The sequence below is a fragment of the Streptomyces sp. NPDC029836 genome, assembly GCF_055574495.1.
The window spans coordinates 218,340-237,415 of record NZ_JBVHZI010000009.1 but is presented as its reverse complement, the minus strand read 5'-3'; the positions used below and the strand labels follow the sequence as shown (position 1 = coordinate 237,415).

Annotated in this window: 25 protein-coding genes and 1 pseudogene; 17 read left to right on the top strand and 9 right to left on the bottom strand. The window is 72.3% G+C overall.

The annotated features are described in order from the left end of the window. Position 1 precedes the first annotated feature (1 nt). Positions 2 to 328 (top strand): DUF1048 domain-containing protein, encoded by a 327-nt coding sequence (locus ACZ4XJ_RS25545; protein WP_362876114.1) that lies wholly within the window; start codon positions 2 to 4, stop codon positions 326 to 328. A 93-nt stretch (positions 329 to 421) separates the two neighbouring features. On the opposite strand, the gene ACZ4XJ_RS25540 is transcribed toward ACZ4XJ_RS25545, so the two are convergent. Together ACZ4XJ_RS25540 and ACZ4XJ_RS25535 are read right to left on the bottom strand one after the other, a co-directional pair. Next, on the bottom strand, positions 422 to 592 hold the full coding sequence (locus ACZ4XJ_RS25540) for a hypothetical protein (RefSeq protein WP_468497492.1): 171 nt from the start codon (positions 590 to 592) through the stop codon (positions 422 to 424). Positions 593 to 600: 8 nt separating this feature from the next. After that, the gene (locus ACZ4XJ_RS25535) at positions 601 to 1,266 is read right to left on the bottom strand and encodes a GNAT family N-acetyltransferase (RefSeq protein WP_468497491.1); all 666 of its coding nucleotides are present in this window, start codon (positions 1,264 to 1,266) and stop codon (positions 601 to 603) included. Between the two features lie 199 nt (positions 1,267 to 1,465). Between ACZ4XJ_RS25535 and ACZ4XJ_RS25530 the strand changes: the two genes are divergently transcribed. Continuing rightward, a complete protein-coding gene (locus tag ACZ4XJ_RS25530) occupies positions 1,466 to 1,882 on the top strand; it encodes a hypothetical protein (RefSeq protein ID WP_468497490.1) in 417 nt (138 codons plus the stop codon). An 83-nt stretch (positions 1,883 to 1,965) separates the two neighbouring features. Further along, the gene (locus ACZ4XJ_RS25525; protein ID WP_468497489.1) at positions 1,966 to 2,526 is read left to right on the top strand and encodes a DUF6817 domain-containing protein; all 561 of its coding nucleotides are present in this window, start codon (positions 1,966 to 1,968) and stop codon (positions 2,524 to 2,526) included. Between the two features lie 305 nt (positions 2,527 to 2,831). Here the strand turns inward: ACZ4XJ_RS25525 and ACZ4XJ_RS25520 are convergent, their stop codons facing one another. Continuing rightward, complete coding sequence (locus ACZ4XJ_RS25520; protein ID WP_362876111.1) at positions 2,832 to 3,551, bottom strand: class I SAM-dependent methyltransferase; 720 nt, start codon at positions 3,549 to 3,551, stop codon at positions 2,832 to 2,834. A 210-nt stretch (positions 3,552 to 3,761) separates the two neighbouring features. On the opposite strand from ACZ4XJ_RS25520, the gene ACZ4XJ_RS25515 reads away from it, so the two are divergent. Both ACZ4XJ_RS25515 and ACZ4XJ_RS25510 read left to right on the top strand, forming a co-directional pair. Continuing rightward, the gene (locus ACZ4XJ_RS25515; protein WP_468497488.1) at positions 3,762 to 3,986 is read left to right on the top strand and encodes a hypothetical protein; all 225 of its coding nucleotides are present in this window, start codon (positions 3,762 to 3,764) and stop codon (positions 3,984 to 3,986) included. Between the two features lie 164 nt (positions 3,987 to 4,150). Then, the gene (locus ACZ4XJ_RS25510) at positions 4,151 to 5,605 is read left to right on the top strand and encodes an alpha/beta hydrolase family protein (RefSeq protein WP_468497487.1); all 1,455 of its coding nucleotides are present in this window, start codon (positions 4,151 to 4,153) and stop codon (positions 5,603 to 5,605) included. A gap of 56 nt (positions 5,606 to 5,661) precedes the next feature. Here the strand turns inward: ACZ4XJ_RS25510 and ACZ4XJ_RS25505 are convergent, their stop codons facing one another. Then, a complete protein-coding gene (locus ACZ4XJ_RS25505; protein WP_468497486.1) occupies positions 5,662 to 6,084 on the bottom strand; it encodes a winged helix-turn-helix transcriptional regulator in 423 nt (140 codons plus the stop codon). Between the two features lie 101 nt (positions 6,085 to 6,185). Between ACZ4XJ_RS25505 and ACZ4XJ_RS25500 the strand changes: the two genes are divergently transcribed. The 5 genes and pseudogenes from ACZ4XJ_RS25500 to ACZ4XJ_RS25480 all read left to right on the top strand — a co-directional run bounded on the left by ACZ4XJ_RS25500 (position 6,186) and on the right by ACZ4XJ_RS25480 (position 10,068). Beyond that, positions 6,186 to 7,022 (top strand): NAD(P)H-binding protein, encoded by an 837-nt coding sequence (locus ACZ4XJ_RS25500; protein WP_468497485.1) that lies wholly within the window; start codon positions 6,186 to 6,188, stop codon positions 7,020 to 7,022. Positions 7,023 to 7,226: 204 nt separating this feature from the next. Next, positions 7,227 to 7,451, top strand: a complete 225-nt coding sequence (locus ACZ4XJ_RS25495) for a hypothetical protein (protein ID WP_468497484.1) — start codon at positions 7,227 to 7,229, stop codon at positions 7,449 to 7,451. Positions 7,452 to 7,557: 106 nt separating this feature from the next. Further along, positions 7,558 to 8,046 (top strand): annotated as a pseudogene (locus tag ACZ4XJ_RS25490) (enolase C-terminal domain-like protein); the annotation flags it as partial. 280 nt (positions 8,047 to 8,326) lie between these two features. Then, positions 8,327 to 9,124 carry an MEDS domain-containing protein gene (locus ACZ4XJ_RS25485; protein WP_362876106.1) on the top strand — a complete coding sequence of 266 codons (798 nt, stop codon included), beginning with the start codon at positions 8,327 to 8,329 and terminating at the stop codon, positions 9,122 to 9,124. Then, positions 9,121 to 10,068 carry an anti-sigma factor RsbA family regulatory protein gene (locus ACZ4XJ_RS25480; protein WP_468497483.1) on the top strand — a complete coding sequence of 316 codons (948 nt, stop codon included), beginning with the start codon at positions 9,121 to 9,123 and terminating at the stop codon, positions 10,066 to 10,068. Before ACZ4XJ_RS25485 ends, ACZ4XJ_RS25480 begins: the two co-directional genes overlap by 4 nt. A gap of 173 nt (positions 10,069 to 10,241) precedes the next feature. On the opposite strand, the gene ACZ4XJ_RS25475 is transcribed toward ACZ4XJ_RS25480, so the two are convergent. The 3 genes from ACZ4XJ_RS25475 to ACZ4XJ_RS25465 are packed head-to-tail and all read right to left on the bottom strand — an operon-like array spanning position 10,242 to position 11,760. Then, entirely contained in the window at positions 10,242 to 10,571 is a 330-nt protein-coding gene (locus ACZ4XJ_RS25475) for an Asp23/Gls24 family envelope stress response protein (RefSeq protein ID WP_468497482.1), read from the bottom strand. Then, positions 10,568 to 11,182 (bottom strand): Asp23/Gls24 family envelope stress response protein, encoded by a 615-nt coding sequence (locus ACZ4XJ_RS25470; protein WP_468497481.1) that lies wholly within the window; start codon positions 11,180 to 11,182, stop codon positions 10,568 to 10,570. The genes ACZ4XJ_RS25475 and ACZ4XJ_RS25470 overlap by 4 nt, the downstream gene beginning before the upstream one ends. Further along, on the bottom strand, positions 11,179 to 11,760 hold the full coding sequence (locus tag ACZ4XJ_RS25465) for an RNA polymerase sigma factor (protein ID WP_362876102.1): 582 nt from the start codon (positions 11,758 to 11,760) through the stop codon (positions 11,179 to 11,181). The genes ACZ4XJ_RS25470 and ACZ4XJ_RS25465 overlap by 4 nt, the downstream gene beginning before the upstream one ends. 356 nt (positions 11,761 to 12,116) lie before the next feature. Between ACZ4XJ_RS25465 and ACZ4XJ_RS25460 the strand changes: the two genes are divergently transcribed. From ACZ4XJ_RS25460 to ACZ4XJ_RS25440, 5 genes are all read left to right on the top strand, one after another. Then, positions 12,117 to 12,623, top strand: coding sequence for an Asp23/Gls24 family envelope stress response protein (locus ACZ4XJ_RS25460; RefSeq protein WP_362876101.1), 507 nt, complete (start codon positions 12,117 to 12,119; stop codon positions 12,621 to 12,623). Positions 12,624 to 12,718: 95 nt separating this feature from the next. Next, on the top strand, positions 12,719 to 12,904 hold the full coding sequence (locus tag ACZ4XJ_RS25455) for a hypothetical protein (RefSeq protein ID WP_362876100.1): 186 nt from the start codon (positions 12,719 to 12,721) through the stop codon (positions 12,902 to 12,904). Further along, positions 12,901 to 13,851: a DUF6286 domain-containing protein gene (locus ACZ4XJ_RS25450; protein WP_468497480.1), complete on the top strand. Its 951-nt coding sequence runs from the start codon at positions 12,901 to 12,903 to the stop codon at positions 13,849 to 13,851. The genes ACZ4XJ_RS25455 and ACZ4XJ_RS25450 overlap by 4 nt, the downstream gene beginning before the upstream one ends. After that, on the top strand, positions 13,848 to 14,426 hold the full coding sequence (locus ACZ4XJ_RS25445; protein ID WP_468497479.1) for an Asp23/Gls24 family envelope stress response protein: 579 nt from the start codon (positions 13,848 to 13,850) through the stop codon (positions 14,424 to 14,426). Before ACZ4XJ_RS25450 ends, ACZ4XJ_RS25445 begins: the two co-directional genes overlap by 4 nt. An 82-nt stretch (positions 14,427 to 14,508) precedes the next feature. Beyond that, a complete protein-coding gene (locus ACZ4XJ_RS25440) occupies positions 14,509 to 14,814 on the top strand; it encodes a hypothetical protein (RefSeq protein ID WP_468497478.1) in 306 nt (101 codons plus the stop codon). 50 nt (positions 14,815 to 14,864) lie between these two features. On the opposite strand, the gene ACZ4XJ_RS25435 is transcribed toward ACZ4XJ_RS25440, so the two are convergent. Further along, a complete protein-coding gene (locus tag ACZ4XJ_RS25435) occupies positions 14,865 to 16,433 on the bottom strand; it encodes a PP2C family protein-serine/threonine phosphatase (RefSeq protein ID WP_468497548.1) in 1,569 nt (522 codons plus the stop codon). A 351-nt stretch (positions 16,434 to 16,784) separates the two neighbouring features. On the opposite strand from ACZ4XJ_RS25435, the gene ACZ4XJ_RS25430 reads away from it, so the two are divergent. Together ACZ4XJ_RS25430 and ACZ4XJ_RS25425 are read left to right on the top strand one after the other, a co-directional pair. After that, positions 16,785 to 17,282: a MarR family transcriptional regulator gene (locus ACZ4XJ_RS25430; RefSeq protein ID WP_362876096.1), complete on the top strand. Its 498-nt coding sequence runs from the start codon at positions 16,785 to 16,787 to the stop codon at positions 17,280 to 17,282. A 107-nt stretch (positions 17,283 to 17,389) separates the two neighbouring features. Beyond that, positions 17,390 to 18,583, top strand: coding sequence for a PP2C family protein-serine/threonine phosphatase (locus ACZ4XJ_RS25425; protein ID WP_362876095.1), 1,194 nt, complete (start codon positions 17,390 to 17,392; stop codon positions 18,581 to 18,583). 58 nt (positions 18,584 to 18,641) lie between these two features. Here the strand turns inward: ACZ4XJ_RS25425 and ACZ4XJ_RS25420 are convergent, their stop codons facing one another. Then, positions 18,642 to 19,061 (bottom strand): MarR family winged helix-turn-helix transcriptional regulator, encoded by a 420-nt coding sequence (locus ACZ4XJ_RS25420; RefSeq protein WP_468497477.1) that lies wholly within the window; start codon positions 19,059 to 19,061, stop codon positions 18,642 to 18,644. Positions 19,062 to 19,076 lie beyond the last annotated feature (15 nt).

Genomic DNA, 19,076 nt, shown 5'->3' with positions numbered 1-19,076 from the left:
CGTGAGCATCCAGGACATCATCGAGGGCAAGAAGCAGTGGCGGGCGCACACGGCACGGGTCAGGGCGCTCCCGCCGGACTACCGGATCGTGTACAAGGAACTGCAGCGGTACCTGTTCAAGGTCGGGCCGGTCGACCTGGCCGACGGGCCCTTGCTGCCCGGGATCGTCGAGTTCTTCGAAGAGGGCGTCGTCGCCGGCAAGGGAGTCCTGGAACTCATCGGCCGTGACGTCGCCGCCTTCTGCGACGACCTGATCAAGGACACCCCCACCTACTCGGACCTCCACCAGCAATCCCTTGGCGGGAGCCCCGGTACGACCGGCAGGTAACACCCCCGCCGTGCCGTGACCGTACCGACGGGCGTGGCCCGAGGCCCTGCCCGTCGGATGGCCACGCGCCACCGTTCTGGACCCGGCCCGCCGCTACTCCGGGATGCCAACTCCGGTCAGTTCCGCCGAGATCCGCCACATGCGCCGCGCCTCGTCGACGCTGCGCAGCCGACCGTAGAGCTCCTGTTCGGCCGGAGGGCCGCCCGGGTCCGTCCCCGGCACCGAGAGCCACGAGCGGCTGCGACTGCTGTCCGTCGTCGGCACGCAGACCCTCACCGCACCGGCCGGAGGCGGAGCGCGGTCCCTTCCACGGGCGCGGCCTCGTGACCACCCGGCGCCCCGACGGTCGCATCCGCCGACCGGCCCGGATCCCGTACGGCGCCGGTCAGCGGGGCCAGTGAACGCCAGCCCATCGTCTCGTAGAGGGCTCGGCCGTCCGGAGTCGCGCCCAACACACCGGCGGTGGCGCCCTGCTCGGCGGCCGTCGCGGTGAGTTCGCGCATCACCAGGCGACCCAGGCCGCGGCGTTGGTGGGCCGGATCGGTTTCCACCTGGTCGACGACGGCGCCGAGAGCGGTGACGGCGACCTGACCGCGCGCGGCGAAAGCGCCCTCGGCGGTGCGCACCAGAACGCGGGTCACGCCGTCACGGGTCCAGGTCGTCAGCCGGTACCCGGCGGGCGGTCCATCCGGGGACCGGGTGTGGGGGCCGGTGAACGGGGCGGCCATCAGGTAGCCGAGGCCGCCGGCGAGGTGCCAGCCGGGGGCGAGCCAGGATTCGAGGGTGTCCGGCGGAACGAGGGCCTTCAACCAGATGCCCGGCACGGTGGCGTGCTCGGTGAGGCCGCGGACGGTCGCCTCGTCCGCGGAGTGCAGGACATGGCGCATGACGTGCCCGGTGAGGCCGACGTCGACGGTGTAACCCCAGGCATGGGACACGGGTTCGGCCGCGCCGCGCGAAGCGGTCCAACCATGGACCCATGCTCGTGCGGCCTCGATCGGATGAGCGAAAGGCAAGGTTCCCCCGAGATGGTAATAGATGAACAGGTGCAGTGATTATTACATCAGGATGCCGTGATGGCACGTGAACAGGGACCTCCGACGTGTCCCTGCCGCGGGTCGGCCGTTCGGCTCCAGGGTGAGCAGGCCCTCGGTTTCGGAATCGCTCCACACGCTGACCTGCACATGGCCCGGCCTGAACGAACACGCCTGCTCCCGTATCCCGCACTCCGACCTGGAGGACCTGAACCGGGGATTCGAGAACTCCCGTTTCGTCGGCCGGGAGACCCTGCGGCGCACCCCCCAACGGCACGTCAACCACTGGCGGGTGGGCGTGGTCCTCCCGCAACTGCCCCCCGTCAATTACCCGCGCCTGCCGCTCGCACTGGGCGACATCCACGTCGACGAGCACAACCGGGGCACCTTCTGGCAGGTGCTGCAGTTCGGTGTCCAGAACCTCTACGACCCCGAGCTGGACGAGTGGCTGGTGATGGACACCTTCGAGCACGGGCCCGTGACGGTCACGCTGCCCGGCCCGTGCGAGTTCGCCCGTTGATCGTCACCCCGGCCGGGCGAAAAGGGGCCCGGCGTCCGCATGCCGGTCCCGGCGTACGTGCGCGGGCTCGCCATGATGGGACCATGATGCACAGCGACGACACGCCCACCGACTCGCCGGCGATAGCCCTGCTCAAGGAGTTGGGAGCCGAGACCACCAAGCACTCCGGCGGCACGCTCCTGACCCACCTGCTGCGCGTCGAGGCGCTGCTCGCCGCGTGGGGCGGACGCCCCGTACTGCGGACCGCGGCCCTCTGCCACGCCTTCTACGGCACGGACGGGCTGCCCCTGGCCCTCCTGGAACTCTCCGAGCGCGCCCGTCTCGCCGAGGCGATCGGTACGGAGGCGGAAGAGCTCGTCTACTTCTACGCCAGCTGTGACCGCAAGGCCTCCTACCCCACCCTCGCCGCTCTCGACGAGGCGTCGGTGAGGTTCAGGGACCGTTTCACCGGTGACGAGTTCACCCCGTCCCTGCAGCGGCGCCGCGACTTCGCCGAGCTCACGGTGGCCAACGAACTGGACCTGGCCAAGGTGAACGCGTCCTTCCGTGAGCGGAACGGGGCGGACCTGCTCGCCCTCTTCACGCGCTGGACCCCGCTCCTGTCGGAGGCGACCCGCCGGGAAGTGACCGCGGTCCTCGGCTGAGCCGTACGGGAGCCCCGACGCCGCTTTGCCCCCGCGACATCACGCCTGCCCGTCACCATCGCACCGTTCCGTACCGGCCGTTCCTCCGCGCGGGCGGCCGGTACGCCGTGCAGGCAGCCGTCGAGGAGTGCGTGCCTGCGCGCCACGCGGAGGGCCGAATTGGCCGCGGCGCCCGCGGGCCAGGGCGGCTGAGCCGGCGTCTAACGCCTCGGCGCGCGCGACCACCCGCCGGGCGGCGCCGGATACGACCGGTGGCCGCGCCAAGGTGCCGGACGTACCGGGCACGGCCACCGGAGGGCGTCCCGTCAGGGGCGGCCGGCGACGAACCAGCGGGCCGGTAGTTCCACCGGGGATCCGTCGGGGCGGGTCTCGCTCATGGCCAGGGCCGTCGTGCCTTCGTCGAGGACGGTGAGACCGGCCGCGCGCAGCAGGGCGGCGACCTCACCCTCGGCGACCTCGCCGGGCCGCAGGTCGTGCTCCTTGACGCGGCGCAGTTTGGGGGAGGGCCCGCCGGGCTGCTCGGCGATGGCGGCGATCACTTGTTTGGCTTCGCCGGTCGGCTCCAGGACGAGGGCGCGGCCGTGCGCGCCGACCAGCCGCGCGACCGCGGCGGTCACCGCGGGGCGGTCCTCGGGGTCGCTCTGGTGCAGGACCGCCCGCATGTAGACGTTCGTATCGCCGAGGCGTCCGTACAGGGCGTCGGCCTGGGCCGCGTCGGCGAGGTCGAGCTGTTCGTACGCGGCGGAACCGTCCGGGTCGGCGCGGCGGGCGTGGGCGACGGCGGCGGCGGACAGGTCGACGCCGACGGCGCGGGCGAAGCGGGTGGCGAGGAAACGGGTCTGGGTGCCGTTGCCGCACCCGAGGTCCGCGATCGGGAGCGAGTGGTCGGCGTACGGGGCGAGGTGGTCGAGGTCGCGCCGCGCCGTCAGGGCCGGATCCGCGTCCCAGAAGGCTTCGCCCGGCTCGCCGGAACTCTGCTCCCAGAAGCCGTCCCAGGCGGTGCGGTAGCGGTCGGACAAGGTCATGGCATCTCCCTGCGGTGGATGAGGCGCGACGTGGTGGGGCCGGCCGCGCCCTGGTGGCTACCCGGCGGGCGGCGGAGATAGACGGACCGGGCCGGGGAGACGGGCCAGAACATGCCGCCGAGTACGCGCGGAGCCGATGCCGTCGAGGAGATGGGCGGGGCCGCAATCCGCGGACAGTGTCGATCGGCGCCCCGGCGCGTTGACCACGTCATGAAGCAACTCCTCGCACTCACCGCCCTCACCGTCGCCGCCCTCGTGGGCGCGACTCCCGCTCAGGCCGACGGAGCCCCGGTCCCCGAAGGGCAGCGGAAGCACTCCCCGAACGACCCGCTGCACTTCATGGAGCCCGATGCCTTCGGCCAGGTCCTGGCCGCGCAGGGCCGATCCGGCGACACGAACACGACGGCCCCCGCAGCGCGCGCTCCCGGCCGCTGACAAGGACCGTGGGGGCGAGGGCGTAGCGCACGACCCAGGGCTTGACCGTCTACCACCTTGCGACTTCGGTCGCACAGGGGACGGCCCGGACTGCGACTTCGGTGGTACGCGACGACGACCCGGGACCGATGCGTTCGCACCAACTCCGTGGCCAGGATGGCCGGGTGACCGAACTCATCACGGGACTGCACATGTCCCCCCTGGAAATCCTGGCCTCGCTCAGCGCCGTCGCGCTGGTGGCGGTGCGTTGGCTCGCCCCCGCCACGCGTCGCCCCGTCGCCATCGCGGCAGGCACGGGTTTCGTGCTGTCCGTAGGCGTGTTGGGCGTGGTGGGCCTCCGCTGGCAGATGTTGCCGGTGTTGGCGGGGGCCGTCCTCGCCGCGGCGTTCGCCGTGCCTCCTGTGGTGCGACGCCGTCCCGGGCGGCCGGTGCGGCGGGCCCGCTGGTGGTTGGCGTTGCCCGGAACGGCGTTCTGCACAGGCCTGATCGGGGCGGGCCCGCTGGCCGCTTGGGCTTGCCCCGTACCCGTGTTCCCCGAGCCGACGGGCCGGTTCGCCGTCGGCACCCGCGTGATGCAGTGGACCGACCCGAACCGAGCCGAGGCCGCCACTGCCGAACCCGACGACCGGCGCACGGTGGTGGTTCAGCTCTGGTACCCCGCCGCGAAGAGTCCCGCAGGCGCGCGGCGGGCCCCCTACCTCGGCCGCACGCAGCAGGAGGCGCGTACCGTTTCGGACGCCCTCGCGGACTACGTCGGGCTCCCGGGTTTCCTCCTCGACGGTGTGCCGCGCGCCCATTCCCACGCGGTCTTCAACGCCCCGCCGGCCGATGGGGGCGAACGGTTCCCGGTCGTGCTGTTCTCACCGGGTCTTGGCGGAGTGCGGACCCAGAACACCGCATGGGCGGAGGAACTGGCCGGCCACGGCTATGCGGTCGTCGCCCTCGACCACCCGTACGACTCCGCTGCCGTCGTCCTCGCCGACGGCCGCACGATCCGTACCAGGATCTCCGCCACCGGCGACGACGACGAGGACAACAGAAGGGCCGTCGCGACGACGGCAGTTCGGGCCGCCGACCTCAGTTTCGTCCTCACCCAGCTGGGACGTGTGGACCGGGGTGAGATCGCGGGCCCCCTGACCGGACGGCTGGACGTCGATCGGGCCGCGGTGACCGGTCATTCGCTCGGTGGTGGCGCCGCCCTGCAAGCAGCGGGCCAGGACGCCCGGTTCGCCGCCGTCATCAACCTGGACGGCTACCCCCGCGACCCCGGCGCGCGCCCGTTCCACCAGCCGGCGCTCGCGCTCACCCAAGCCGTCGGCCCGCAGACCGACCCGCGCTACCTACCCCGCCTCACCGAGGTCCTCGATCGCGGCACCGCGACGAGCTACCGGCTCACCCTTCCAGGAGCCGCGCACCTCACCTTCACGGACGGCCCCCTGTACCTGCCGCCGGTGCCCGCCCTGGTCGGTTCCCTGGGCCGCACCGAGAGCCCGCGCGTCGTCGCCGCGGCCACTCTCGCGTTCCTCGACTCCACCCTGCGGCACGAACGAATCGACCTGTCCCGCGCGTTGTCGGCGTACGGCGACCTCAACGTCCACCACCCGGACACGAGTCGGTGAGGCGCGCTGCGATGACCACGCGGCCCCGGCCACGTCCGGAGTGGGGAGAGGCATCGTCAGCGGATGTCATGGTCGGGGTGGGCCCGGTCGTAGGTGTCCCGCGCCTCGGCGATGTCGGCGCGGTGGGCGAGGGACCAGTCGGCAAGGGCCTTGACGAGGTGGGTCAGGTCCGCTCCGGTCCCGGTCAGCCGGTAGTCGACCTGGGCCGGCACGGTCGGGTAGACGGTACGCACTACGAGGCCGTCCCGTTCGAGCCTGCGCACGGTGAGGGTGAGCATGCGCTGGGATATGCCGTCGAGGGCGCGTTGCAGTTCGCGGAACCTGCGTGGCCCGGTGGCCAGTTCGACGATCACGAGCACCGACCACTTGTCTCCGAGCCGGTCCTGGACATCGCGGATCCCGCAGTCCGGGTGGTCCTCGCGTCCGCAGGGGTCGAGGTCGGCGGGGGTGGTGGTTACCCCGGTGTGCGTGAGTGACATCGAACTGCCTTCTTGTAGCCGGTGGGCCCGCGGTCAAGGATTCAAGCGTAGGCATGGACGAAGGTGCTGATGAGGGCCACGACGGAAGACGGTGAGGGAACATGATCCTGGTGACCGGAGCGAGCGGGAACCTCGGCAGGGCCACGCTCGCGGCGCTGCGTACGCGTGGCGTCGTCGCGGAGGGCGGCAGCCGCACGCCGGTCGAGGGGATGCGGCGTCTCGACTTCGATGATTTTGAAAGCCTCGACCTGGAGGGCGTGTCCACGCTAGTGCTGATCTCCGCCGGGTACGGCGAGGACGACCGGGTGATCGGACGGCACGCGTCGGTCCTGGACGCCGCCGTCAGGGACGGCGTCCGCCACGTCGTCCAGACGAGCCTGACCGGCGCCGGCGACCACCTCGGTTTCGCGCTCGCCCATCGCGCGACCGAGCGTCTGGTGCGGGGGAGCGGCCTGCCGTGGACGATCCTGCGCAACGGGCTCTACGCCGAACTCTTCGGCGCTCTCCTGACGTGGACCGACGACGGCTTGGAGTCGGCGTTCGGTGACGGCGCACTGGCAGCGGTCGCGCGAGAGGATCTCGCCGATGCGGCGGCGCTCGTCGCGGCGGATCCGGCTCGGCACAGCGGGCGCGTTCATGAACTCGTCGGGACGCCGATCACGGCGGCGCAGGTGGCCGACCGGCTCGAAGTCCCGCACCGGACGATTGACTTGGGTGAATATCGGCATCGGCTTCTGAACGGGACGCCGGGGTTGCTGCCGTTCCAGCCGCCGATGCTCGCCTCGATCGCCACCGGCATCCGGCACGGCTTCCTGGACGGGACCTCTCCCGACCTCACCGACCTGCTGGGCCGCCCGGCCCGTGATCCCCTGGCCGCGGCCGTCGCGGTCACCTCGGCCACGAGGTTGGCGTCCGGCTCCGAACCCGACCCGGTCTGAGCCCGGTTCGGCCGGCCGCCGAGGTGGGCGACGGTCGAACCTTGCTCCGGGCACGAGGCGGGGGGCGGGCCATCACCGGGGGGCTCGCTCCCGGAGCCCCCGGGTAACCAGTCGGGTAGCTCAACAGGCCCCACTTTGATGTCGGTTGGGTCTCGGATCGGGTGTCGGGGGTGACGCCCGCGATGCCGCGGCGTTGTTCCTGGCGTGGATGAAGACGGAAGGCTGTTCGCGCGGGCGTCGCTCGACGGTGAGGTGTGGCGGGATGCCCTCGTGCACGGTGAGACGTGCCCGTGGTGCCGCGACCTCGGGGGAGCGGGCCCCGACGGGGCAGGGGACGGCGGCGGCGACATGGTGGGTCCGGGGAGCGGCTGGATGGTCGCCATGTGCGCGGTCACCGTCGTGGCCGCCCTCCTCACCGTCCTGTCGTAGCCAACGTGTGCGCAGGGGTCTCGTCGGCCCCGCCGTGGCCGCTCGTGCCTGATGGTCAGCGCGTGGTGTCCAGAATCTCCTGGACGTCCTCCAGCGTGGTGGCGGGGTTGAGGCCTTCGATCTCCTCCTGATCGAACAACCCCTCGCCAACGACGACATGGTCCAGCACGCCCGACTCGCCACACTCCTGCGCACACCCATCTGCCCGGACGAGTCCATCGAGTCCGCCGCAGACGCCGCGGCCGCGATCTCCCTCGGCGCCTGCCCCGTCATCAACGTCAGACCCGCCCGAGTCGGCGGCTACCTCGAAGCCCGCCGGATCCACGACCTCGCCCACGCCCACGGCATCCCCGTCCGGTGCGGAGGCATGCCGGAAACCGGCATCGGCCGCGACGCGAACGTCGCCCTCGCCGGCCTGCCCGGCCGCACGCTGCCCGGCGACACCTCCGGCTGCAGCCGGTACTTCGCCACCGACACCACCGAGCCGTTCGTCCTCGACGAGGACGGCCACCTCGACGTCCCCACCGGCCCCGGCCCCGGCCCCGGCCCCGGCCCCGGCCTCGGCGTCGAACCGCTGCGCGACGTCCTCGAAGAGACACCGTCTCCGGCGAGTGGTACGAGGATCACTCCTTCGTACCGCCGGGGCCGGGCTGCGCTGTTCCTCCTACGTGCCCCGGCGCCCGCCGAACCGCCTGGCCGTCGTGCGGGTGGGCTCGTCACGCAAGGTCGTACGGGGTCGTCCTGGCCAGGGTTCGCCGCGGGGCCGGGGCGCCCGGTCGCGGTCCCGTCCGTGGAGCGCTCCGATCGGGCCGACGACCGGCCTAGACTGGGAGATCGTGAGCAGGTCCCGGCGGGTGTGGCGGCGAGGAGTGGAAGTGAGGGCAGTGAAGGCCCTGGCGACACTGGACGGGGTGGTACCCGGAGACCACGTCTGCTGGAAGGTGGACGGGGCGCCGGGACTCACGGGCGGCTTGGAGTCGTTCGTCGCCGACGGAACCCTGTACGGCGACCGGCTCGTGATCGTCGGTTCCCCGACGTCGCTGACCGAGGTGGGTCGACTGCGCTCCGTACCCGAATCCGTCGTGATGATCGACACGCGTCAGGAGCCCGGGTCGCTCGCCCTCACCGTGGACCGCGAGGTGCAGCGGGCCAGGAGCGCCGGCTACCCCACCACTCGTGTCCTGGCGTGCCGCGAACCCGGCGCGCGGGGCTTGGACGGGCTGGTGGACGAGGAGCTCGGGTTCGACGAGACGGCGGCCCTCAGCGGCGCCACCGTGGTCTGCGCCTACCTTCCGGGCTCGTGGAGCCGTGCGGAGTGGGAGGCCGTGATGTGCGTACACCCGCAGACCGTGGGCAGCCGACCTGAACTGCCCGGATTCCAGATGTTCAGATTGGTAAATGAGGACTGGAAGGTGTCTGGAGTGATCGACGCCGATGGGGCACACGCATTCGCCACCGTCCTTCGATCGGCTTTCCGGCGCGCGTCCCGGATCCGACTCCGCTTCGACGAGGTCAAGCTGATCGACGCGGCGGGGATGCGGGCTCTCGTCGACGCCGCGACCCATCTGCCGGACCGCCGCGTGATCATCGAAGGCGCCAACCGCCTCGTCAAACTGTCCTGGGACCTCTCCGGCTACGCCGGACCCCGAACCCCGGTGGAGGTCCTCGCATGACCACCTCCGTACGGCCCCAGGACGGCTTCCGTCACGAGCTCTACCCCTACGTCGGTGACGACGAGTTCCTCAGCGGCGCCCTCGACTTCATCCGCGAAGCCCAGGAATCGCGCGAGGGAGTGATCATCTCCGTGCCCGCCGATCGTGAGGCACTGTTGCGCGCCGAACTCCCCGACGCCAAGTCGATCACCTTCCTCGACGCGGCGACCCCCGGCCGCAACCCCGGCAGGCTGCTGGCCGTGTGGCACGACGAGATCGCCCGGCAGGCGGCCGACGGCCGCCCGCTGCGCGGGATCGGCGAGTCCGCCTGGCGCCAGGCCCAATCCGCCTCCGAGGCAGCCGAGTTGCGCTACCACGAATGGCTTCTGAACCTGGCTTTCGCACAGAGCGCCGCCTGGTCCCTGCTCTGCCCCTATGACACCACCGATGACGACTCCGACTCGCTGCGGGCCCTGGCCCGCTGCCACCCCCTGATCCGCCGCAACGGCATCGCCCTGCCGAGCGAGGACTACGATCGGCAAGCCCCTTACACCTTCGAGGAACTCACCGCTCCGTGTGGGCCGTTGGACGAGCTGACGTACAAGCGGGGCGGTCTCACCGCCGTGCGCGAGAAGATCACCACCTGCGCGACGGAGACCGACCTTCCCGAGGCCCGGCTGGACGAACTCCTCCTGGCGGCAACCGAGATCGCCTCCAACAGCATCCGCCACGGCGGCGGCCACGGAACCCTGCGCACCTGGACCCAGGACTCCACCTTCGTCTGCGAGTTCCGCGACGCCGGCCACATCGATGATCCCCTGGCCGGTAGGACCCGGCCCCCCAACGGGCAGTACGGCGGGCGCGGGCTGTGGCTGGCCCACCAACTGTGCGACCTGGTGGAGATCCGCTCGGCGCCGGGCACCGGAACGACCATCCGCCTGCACATGCGGCTCACGGCCCCCTGACGGGTCGTCGGTCGGGGCGAGGTGCGGGGCGGGGGCCGGCCGCCTGCGCAGGCGCTGACGCCGCGAAGGCCGAGTCGCTCGCGCGGGCTGACCCACCTCTGGGTGCCTCGCCGGTCAGGGGCCCGGACCGGCCGAACCGCTTCGTCCCCCCGACCGTCACATGACGCCGCCCGTCACACGACGCCGGTGACCGTCACGGTGACCGCGGCCCCGGCCGTGCCGGGGGAGTGGTGTGCGAGCAGGTGGGTCAGGACCGCGGACCGGGTGGCGCGGGTGACGTCGAGCGCCCTGCTGCCGGACAGGGTGACGACGCGTACGTCGATCTCCCACCGGCCGGTGGCCCTGCTGCGGCTGATGCGCAGGCCGGAAGGGCTGCGCGCGGCAGCCTGCGGACCCTGGAACGCGGTGCGGAGCCGGTCGGTGAACCCGGGGGTGAGGAAGGCGACGCCGGGTACCTCGCGCACGATCCGGGCGAGAGCCTGGTCCAGCGGATCCTGCGTCACTGTGTCCCCCCTCCCGGGCCGCCGCCCGAGGCGTCGGCGAAACCGATGACGCGGACGTCGATGGCGGTGACCTCCAACCCGATGGAGCCGTCCGCCGCTGCCCGCACCCTCCGGCGGACCTCGTCCGCCAGGGCCGGCAGGTTCGACGCGCTCATGGGGGCCAGGATCTGCATGCTGACGGCGACGTGGCCGCCGTCCGTGTCGGGAGTGATGCGGCACGATCCGGAACGTACTCCGGGAACCTGTTCGGCCGCCGTACGCAGGACCCGGGCGGCCGCCGATTCGGTGATCCACATGGCTTCCTCGGGGGCGCCCAGGGGCAGGGGGCGTCCGGGCCGCAACTCGGTGCGGACGATGTCCATCACGCGGTCCGTCAGGCCGGTGGCGTCGTAGTCGGCCGGGCCCCGCGCCCCGCGCAGTCCCCGTACCGCCGTTTCGAGCTGTTCGAGTTCCGCGGCGGCGCGGGCGCAGGACGGGCACGTGGCGTGGCGGGGGTCGGTGGCGCCGTCCTCCCAGGCGGCCCAGGCCTGCGAGAGGAGCCGTCCGCAGGGCAGTCGTTCGTCGTCCGGTCCGGGCGGCGGGGAGGAAGGCGGGTGGGTGCTTGTGGTCATCGCCAGGCCCCCAAGGCGTCGGTGAGTTGGCGTCGGGCGCGAAAGACGCGGGCGCGGACGGCCTGCTCGGTGATGCCGACCGTTTCCGCGATGAAAGTGTAGGAATGATCGTCCAGTTCTCTCAACACCCAGCAGGTCCGCTGCTCGGCCGAGAGGTCGGCGAGCGCATGGTGGAGATCCGTGACGGCGGCACGCGCCTCGGCGATCCGGTCGGGGGCGACGCTGTGCTCCGGGGCGCTCACCTCCGAAGCCTCCTCCAGCCGAGCCTGGGGTCTACGGGCGCGCAGGACGTTCAGACAGCGGTTCGTGACGATGCGGTACACCCACGTCCCGAACGAGGACCGGCCACGGAACTCGGGCAGCTTGCGCCAGGCGCTGATCAGGGCGTCCTGGACCGCGTCCTCCGCTTCCGCGCGATCGCCCAGCAGCCCGGTGGCCAGGCGGACCAAGGCCGGCACGTGACGACGGACCAGGACGGCGAAGGCCTCGTCATCGCCTTCAGCGGCGCGTACCGCCAGCAGGGCGTCATCGCCGGCCCTCGTGCCGTCGTCCGGCGCCCTCGTCAGTGTCCCCGCCATCGGGCGGCTCCCTTCGTCACGGTGTCCATCCGGTGTACGGCCCGCCCCCGCCCGTCCCCGCCGCACCCGGCGGACACGGCGCGCGGCGGGTGATCAGGAGCCGGCAGCTCCGGGTCACTGCATCCTCACCCGCGGTACCCGGGTGCCCCGCCGACATCTTCGTAATCAGGGAGACAACAGGCGGAAACAGTCGGAATCGGAAGGGCGGACATCACGTCGCCGCCGACCGCGCCCGGAAACAAGGAACGGGCGGATTTCGATCCGGTGCGTCACAACGGCCGCCGGCCGGTGTCCATGGAAGTGAGACCACACAGCGCGCCGCATCCGGCGGCGCCCACGGAGAGGACCTACGGAGCATGACCACTCAGCAGTTGATCCCCTCGTCCCCGCGCGCCTCCGCCCCGCAGAACGACCGGGCGGGCGCCGGCACGACCGACATCGCCCTCGGCAAGCCGGGCACGGACGAACCGGCCGGCACGCGCGGGAAGACCTCCATCGCCGACGTGGTCGTGGTCAAGGTGGCGGGCATCGCCGCGCGGGAGATCCCCGGCGTCCACGACATGGGTGGCGGCCTGTCCCGAACGCTCGGCGCGGTCCGCGACCGGGTGCCGGGTGGCCGTCCGAACATCGGCCGTGGCGTGAAGGTCGAGGTGGGGGAACGACAGACCGCCATCGACCTGGACCTCGTCGTCGAGTACGGCGTCAGCGTCACCGAGGTCGCCGCGGACGTCCGCGAGAACGTCATCGGTGCCGTCGAGCGCATCACCGGTCTGGAGGTCGTCGAGGTCAACATCGCCATCAACGACGTCCACCTCCCCGAGGACGACCACCACACGGCCGCCGGCGAGGGCCGCGTCGAGTAACACCGTTCGCAACCCACCCCTGCGCGCGAGGACCCGCTCCGCGCGACGACACCGGCTCGTACCCCCGGTACCGAGCACGGACAAGGAGGAAAGAGATGAGCCGAGCCCTCATCGGCATGACCGCGGGGATGGCCCTCGCGTTCGCGGGGTGGTTCGGAGGCTTCGGCGCCTTCGTACTCGTCGCCTTCCTGGGCGGGGCCGGATACGCGGCCGGGGCCTGGCTGGACGCCGGCGGACAGCCGCACGAACTGCGGCAGATGTTCGAGCGGAGCCGGCGGTGACCGGGGCCGCCGGCCGCGGGACGACCACCATCGCGGACAAGGCCGTACGCAGGATCGCCGAGAAGGCGGCCTCGGAAGTACTGCCCGCCCCGTCGGCGGGTACGGCCACGGGCTCGGCGCACGTCCACGGACGCACGGCCGACGTGGCCCTCCACGTGGCGCTGCCCTACCCGACTCCGCTGTCGGAAGCGGCCCGACGCGTGCAGCAGCACGTCGCCGAGCGCACTCGGGAACTGACCGGACTGGAGATCGCCCCGCCCCGCTTGGCCGTCACCCGACTCAGCGCGCAGGGCGCCGCACCCGTGGCACCCGACCCGTTGACGACGGACGACCGCCCGCCGGCCCGTGGCCCGCGCCGGTGGTGGTCCGCCAGACGCGCCCCGACGGCCGTGCTCGTCCTGCTCGCCGCCGCCGCGTGCGCCACCGTGACCGTCGACGTGATCCGGGTCCACGCCGGCGGGCACCGCGCTGCCGCGTGGCGCCTGCACATCGTCGACTGGTTCGCCGCACACCGCTTCGGCGACCTCGGGGTGACCGTCGGCGCGGCGGTCGGAGCGGTCGTCGGCCTGTGGCTGCTCGCACAGGCCCTCACACCCGGACGGAGGGGCCGGCTCACCGTCAGCGGCCCGACACCGCGCCACAACGTGGCCGTGGACCGTTCCACGGTGGCCGAGCTGGTCCGCGGCGCCGTCCACGACGTCCCCGGCATCGAGACGGTTCGGGTTCGTGCCGGGCGCCGACGCCTGACCGTCCGCGCCGGACTGGCCTTCGGCGACCAGCAGGAAGCACTCCGGCAGGCCACCGCCGCGACCGACCGGATCCTGTCCGGCTGCCGGCTGCGCCGCACACCGCGAGGCAGGGTGTCCGTGACCCCGGAGCCGACCTGGCAGAGCCCACCGCCCGAGACCGACAACACCCCCGACGAGCCGAAGGGCCACGCCGGATGACCCCGCCCCGTACCGCCGCCAACCGAACCGTCCTCGCCGCCGTCGGCCTCACGCTCCTGCTCGGCGGAGGGTGGATCGCCTCCGCCCACACCTCTGTGGCCGAACACGTCCCCTCCGGTTGGCCCGCGCCACCCGACGCGCCCCTTCTCGACCGTGCGGCCCTCGCCGAGCTCCGCACCCATCCCTGGTGGACCCCCACCGTCACCGCGGTCGGGGTGCTCGCGACCCTCGCACTCGGCTGGTGGCTCATCGCCCAGCTCCGCATCCGCCGCCGCCCCCGACTGCCCCTGGCCGCGGCGGGAGGATCACTGCGCACCCGCGCCCTGGAGAAGGCACTCGCCGAACGGGCCCTGACCATCGACGGCGTCAGCCGCTGCCGCACGCGCATCCACGTCCGCCGCCGGCACCTGCACGTGCGGGCGCGCGTCTGGCTGGAGCCCGAAACCACCCCCGACACCGTCGTCGCGGCGCTCACCGCACTCACCTCGGAAGCCGAAACGGCCGCCGCCCCCTACGAAATCGACCTACGCCTGCGCATGAGCCACCTCACCCACCGGGCACCCCACGTCCGTTGACCCCCGGCCCCGGCGTCCTCGCGGCCGCCCTCCGGTGCCCCGTCTCCGCCGGGACCGAAAGCGATCGATTAGCCTGCCCGGCATGTCAGTGAACATCGAATTCAGTTTCCGGGTGTCGAACGTCGCCGACGAGGCGCAGGCGCAGGCGGTCCTCGCGGAGCTCAAGGAACTGCTGGGGGAAGAGCGCATCGCCGACCAGGTCCGGCTGGCCGTGGAGGGGGCGGACGGAGCCTGGTTCGTCGTGGGGGACACCGACTTCCCCCTCATCGTGAGCCGCTCCTACCTGTGGCGCCCGAAGTTCGAGGAGTCCCTGGCCTGGTACGCGAAGGAGGCGGCGCCCGCGGCGACCGTGGTGGTGGACTGGAACTACCCGGACGAGGAGTACTGAGGCCCGGTGCCACCCGGGGCACGCACGCCGTTCCGGCGGCGGAGCGATCGTCATGCGGTGAATCGGCCTCGGGTGCGGCCGTCCACGGCGCTCAGATGTTCGTTGCGCGGCGCGGAGATGACCACGATCGCCATGTCGTCGTGCTGTCCGCCCGCCACCCACTGGGACGTGAGCATCTGGACGCGTTCCACGATGGCTTCCGCGGGCATGCCCGCACAGGTCGACAAGGCGTGCCGCAGCCGTTCCTCCCCGAACTCGGCGCCGCCCGTGGGACCGCCGCGGGCCTCGCTGATCCCGTCCGTGTACAGGACGCAGGCGTCGCCCGGCGCCAGCGTGACGTCGGCGCCGACGGCGGTGAAGTGGGGGAGCGCCCCGACGAGGCTGCCGCGGGTGGGTGCCTCCTCGACCCCGCCGCCGCTTCGCACGATCAGTGGAGCGGGATGCCCGGCGCTGGTCAGCCGCATGTGCACCGAGTTGCCCCGCCTCCGGGCGGAGGCGAGCACCATGGTGGCGAAGCGGGCGTTGCGGGTGTTGAGCAAGGAGGTGTTGAGCAGGGTCAACATCCGGTGGTGGTCGCCGGCCATCGGCAGCAGGGCGTGCATCGTGTTGCGGATCTTGCCCGCCATCACCGCGGCCTCCAGGCCCTTGCCGCACACGTCGCCCAGCACGACCAACGAAGCGTCGCCCTCGACGGCGGAGGGGTGGACGTCGTAGAAGTCGCCGCCGATCCGCTCGTGGTCCTTCGAGGGCCGGTAGCCGCCGGCGTACTCCACCCCCGCCACCTGGTGCAGGGACGGTGGCAACAGGTCACGCATCAACGTCTCGGAGATCGAAGCCTGTTCCGCGTACAGCCGGGCGGCCGACATCGCCGCCCCCGCCCGCGCGGCGAACAGCCGGGCGAACACCTCCTCGGTCTCCGTGAACGCCGTGTCGCTCTCCCGCCGCAGCAGCACCAGGGCGCCCGCGGGTACCCCCTGCCCGGGCAGCGGAGTGATCACTATCGACCCCACCGTGCCGAAACCCTCCGGGACCAGCCAGGCCGGCGCCGCGACCGGGTCGATCCATCGGGCCGGAACCGGGGGGAAGCCCTGTAGCGCCTCCGCCAGTCCCGGCACGTCCCGCGGATCGGCCGGCACGCGGGACGCGACGGGCGTTCCACCGCGCAGGCAGCTCACCACGGGGAACTCGCGGCCGTGTGCGGGGGCGATCACCACCGCGGCGTCGGCGAGGTGTTCGGCCGCCATCATGGTCGTGACGTCCGTGCACCGCTCGATGTTCAAGGACGACAGCAGCCTGTTCGAGGCGTCGGTGAGGAATGCGGTGCGCTCCCGTTCGAGCAGGAGGGCCTCTCGGGCCAACCGGTGATCGGTGTCGTCGACCAGCCACCACACCACCGTGCCGTCGTCCCGCACGGTGGGATGCGCTTCGTACGTGCGGTCGGCGACCGGGCCCTGCACCGTCGCGTACTCGACGTCGACCCCGGGCCGCCGCGCGGGTGGGGCGGTGAGCCAGGCGGGCGCCACGTCCGCCAGCGCGGAGCCGGGGCAGGCGTCCGGCAGGATGAGAGAGGCGGCTTCGTTGACGGCGAGCAGTACCGCCTGACGGTCCGCCACGAGCACCGGATACGGCGCGCCCGCCCAGGGGTTGTGCCCCGAGGCCGAACCGGACGTGGTCGCCTTCGTGGAGTTCACCACACCTTCGGTTCGCTGGGCGAACCCCTCACCTCATCATGTCGAAAGGGAACAGTTTCCCTATGGAAACTATCTCTCCCGCAGGCCCGTGGCAACCAAGCCCTCGTAGGCCCGTGGCAACCAAGCGCTTCCTCCGTCACAGCGCCCCCCGGACGTGCACCCGCCAGGTTCGACCTGTTCACGTGCCGACCCCCGCTGCCGTGCGATGCCGCTCCCGGGCGGCCCCGGCAGTATCCCGCGGCGCCTGACAAATGGGCTTCCGGCTGACACAGTGGGGCCATGCCCAGAGCCTTGCATCCCCTCGTCGACGAGCAGGAGGTGCTGGAGGCGTGCGCCGTCGCCGAATTGCTCGAGGTCCTGTGGCGCCCGGGCCACGAAGCCGCCGAAGGCTCGGTTCCGCCGTCGCAGCTGCGGGCGCTGACCGTCATCGAACAGCGGGACGGGATCAATCTGCGCGATCTCGGGGACGCCCTCGGTTCGGCCGCGCCCGCCGTCAGTCGCCTGTGCGACCGCCTGGAGGCGGCGGGGCTGCTCCAGCGCTCCCGCGTCAGCACGAATCGACGCGAAGTCGAGCTGACCCTGAGCAGGCGCGGACACGCCGTCCTGGCGAACAACCGCGCCCTGCGCGCGCTCAGGACGGCCGAGGTGATGCAGCGGATGTCGACCGAGGACAGGCGCACCCTCGCCGAGAGCCTGGCCGCCTTCCGCGCCGCGGCCGCCGATCCGGCGGCCCACGGTGTCCCTCCGCGCGGTGACACCCTGTCGGACACCGCCTGAACCGCGCCCGACGGGGCGGCGGGGCAACGAGAGGCGCACGGGTCGGCGCCCGTCCCGGCAGACTGCACCCGTGACCGGCACCGGCCACCGCGACAAGGGACGAGGGCATGCGCAACCACTCCGAAGCCTGGCTCGGCGCCGCTGAAGACGCGCTGCGAGCGGCAGCACCCACCGCACTGCCGTCAGCGGCCCGGGAACTCCTCACCACCCACGTCAGGGCGAGCGAGGTCACGCTCCTGCTGGCGGACTACGGGCTGGACGTGCTGCAGCCGGTGACGCACCTGCCCCACACGGGAACGCGGGTCCCCGTACGGGACGGAGCCCCGGCCGGCCGGGCCTTCGCCACGCAGACCCCCGTCCTGGAGGTCACCGACGACCCCGGCACAGTCATCGCCCACCTCCCGATCACCGTGCGCGGTGATCGGCTGGGCGTGCTGTCCGTGCGGTGTCCCGAGTCGGCCAAGGGCGCTCCCGCCGTGCTGGACCTGGCCGCCTTCGCCACCGCGCTGGGGCACGAACTGGTCGTGGCGGACCGGGACACCGACCTCTACCGCCAGGCCCGTCGGCGTCGACGGCTCACCTTGGCCGCCGAGATGCAGTGGCAGTTGTTGCCCGGCCGCGGATTCAGCCGACAGGAGTACACCCTGGGTGGCCACCTCGAACCGGCCTACGCCATCGGCGGGGACAACTTCGACTGGAGCACCACCGAGGACTTCCTCACCCTCACCGTCACCGACGGCCAGGGCCACGGCATCGACGCCGCTCTCCTGACGAACCTGGCCGTCAACGCCCTGCGCAACGCCCGCCGGGCCGGGGTCTCCCTGGCGGAGCAGGCGTGCCTCGCCGACCAGGCCGTCTACGCCGAGTACGGCGGCGAACGGTACGCCCCGTCGCTCCTGTTGCGGTTCGACCTGGCAACAGGACGGGCCCAGGCGGTGGAGGCCGGGTCCCCCCAGTTGTTCCGCTTCCGGGGCGGCCTGGTGGAGCAGGTGATGTTCGAGGCCCAGACCCCCCTGGGCATGTTCGAGGAGACCGACTACCGGCACCAGTCCTTCACGGTCGCCCCCGGCGACCGCCTGGTGATCGTGAGCAGTGGGGTGCACGGCTCCCCCTCACCGGACGGCAGTGCCTTCGGCGAGCGGGCGCTGAAGGAGACCGTCGCCGCCACCGGCAGGTCCTCCGCGCACGAGACCGCACGCGCACTCGTCGACGGCCTCATCCAGCACCAAGGGGGATCCGAACTCGCCAAGGACGCCGTCGTCGTCTGCTTGGACTGGAACGGTCGACCCTCATCACCGTGAGTCCGGCACCCGGTGGTCGGCACCCGGCGCCCGGTGGCCGACTCGGCTCGCACGCGCGCTAATCGTCGCGGGTCTCCGTCACTTCGGCGAAGGAGCGCAACCCCTCCAACAGGTGCCGGCGGTGGGCGGACGGCATGTCCCCCAGCACCTCCTGCAGAGCCCGGCGGCGTCGCTCCTGCAGTCCGTTCACCATTTCGTGGCCGTGTGTCGTCAGGACCAGTCCCACCTCACGCCGGTCGTCCTCGTTCCGTCGGCGGCGCAGCAGGCCGGCGGCCTCCAGCCGGTCGCACAGCCTGCTGGCGGCCGGGGCACCGGCTCCCACTTCTTCGGCCAGCCGGGTGAGATTGATGCCGGGACTGAGTCGGGCGGCCGTCAGGGCGCGTAGCTGCAGGCTCGACAACCGGGGGGAGGCGGCGTGGGCGGTGCGCTCCCACAGGTCCACCAGAGCGGTCGCGGCGCTCGCCACATCGTGTGCCATGGCGGCCAGCGCGTC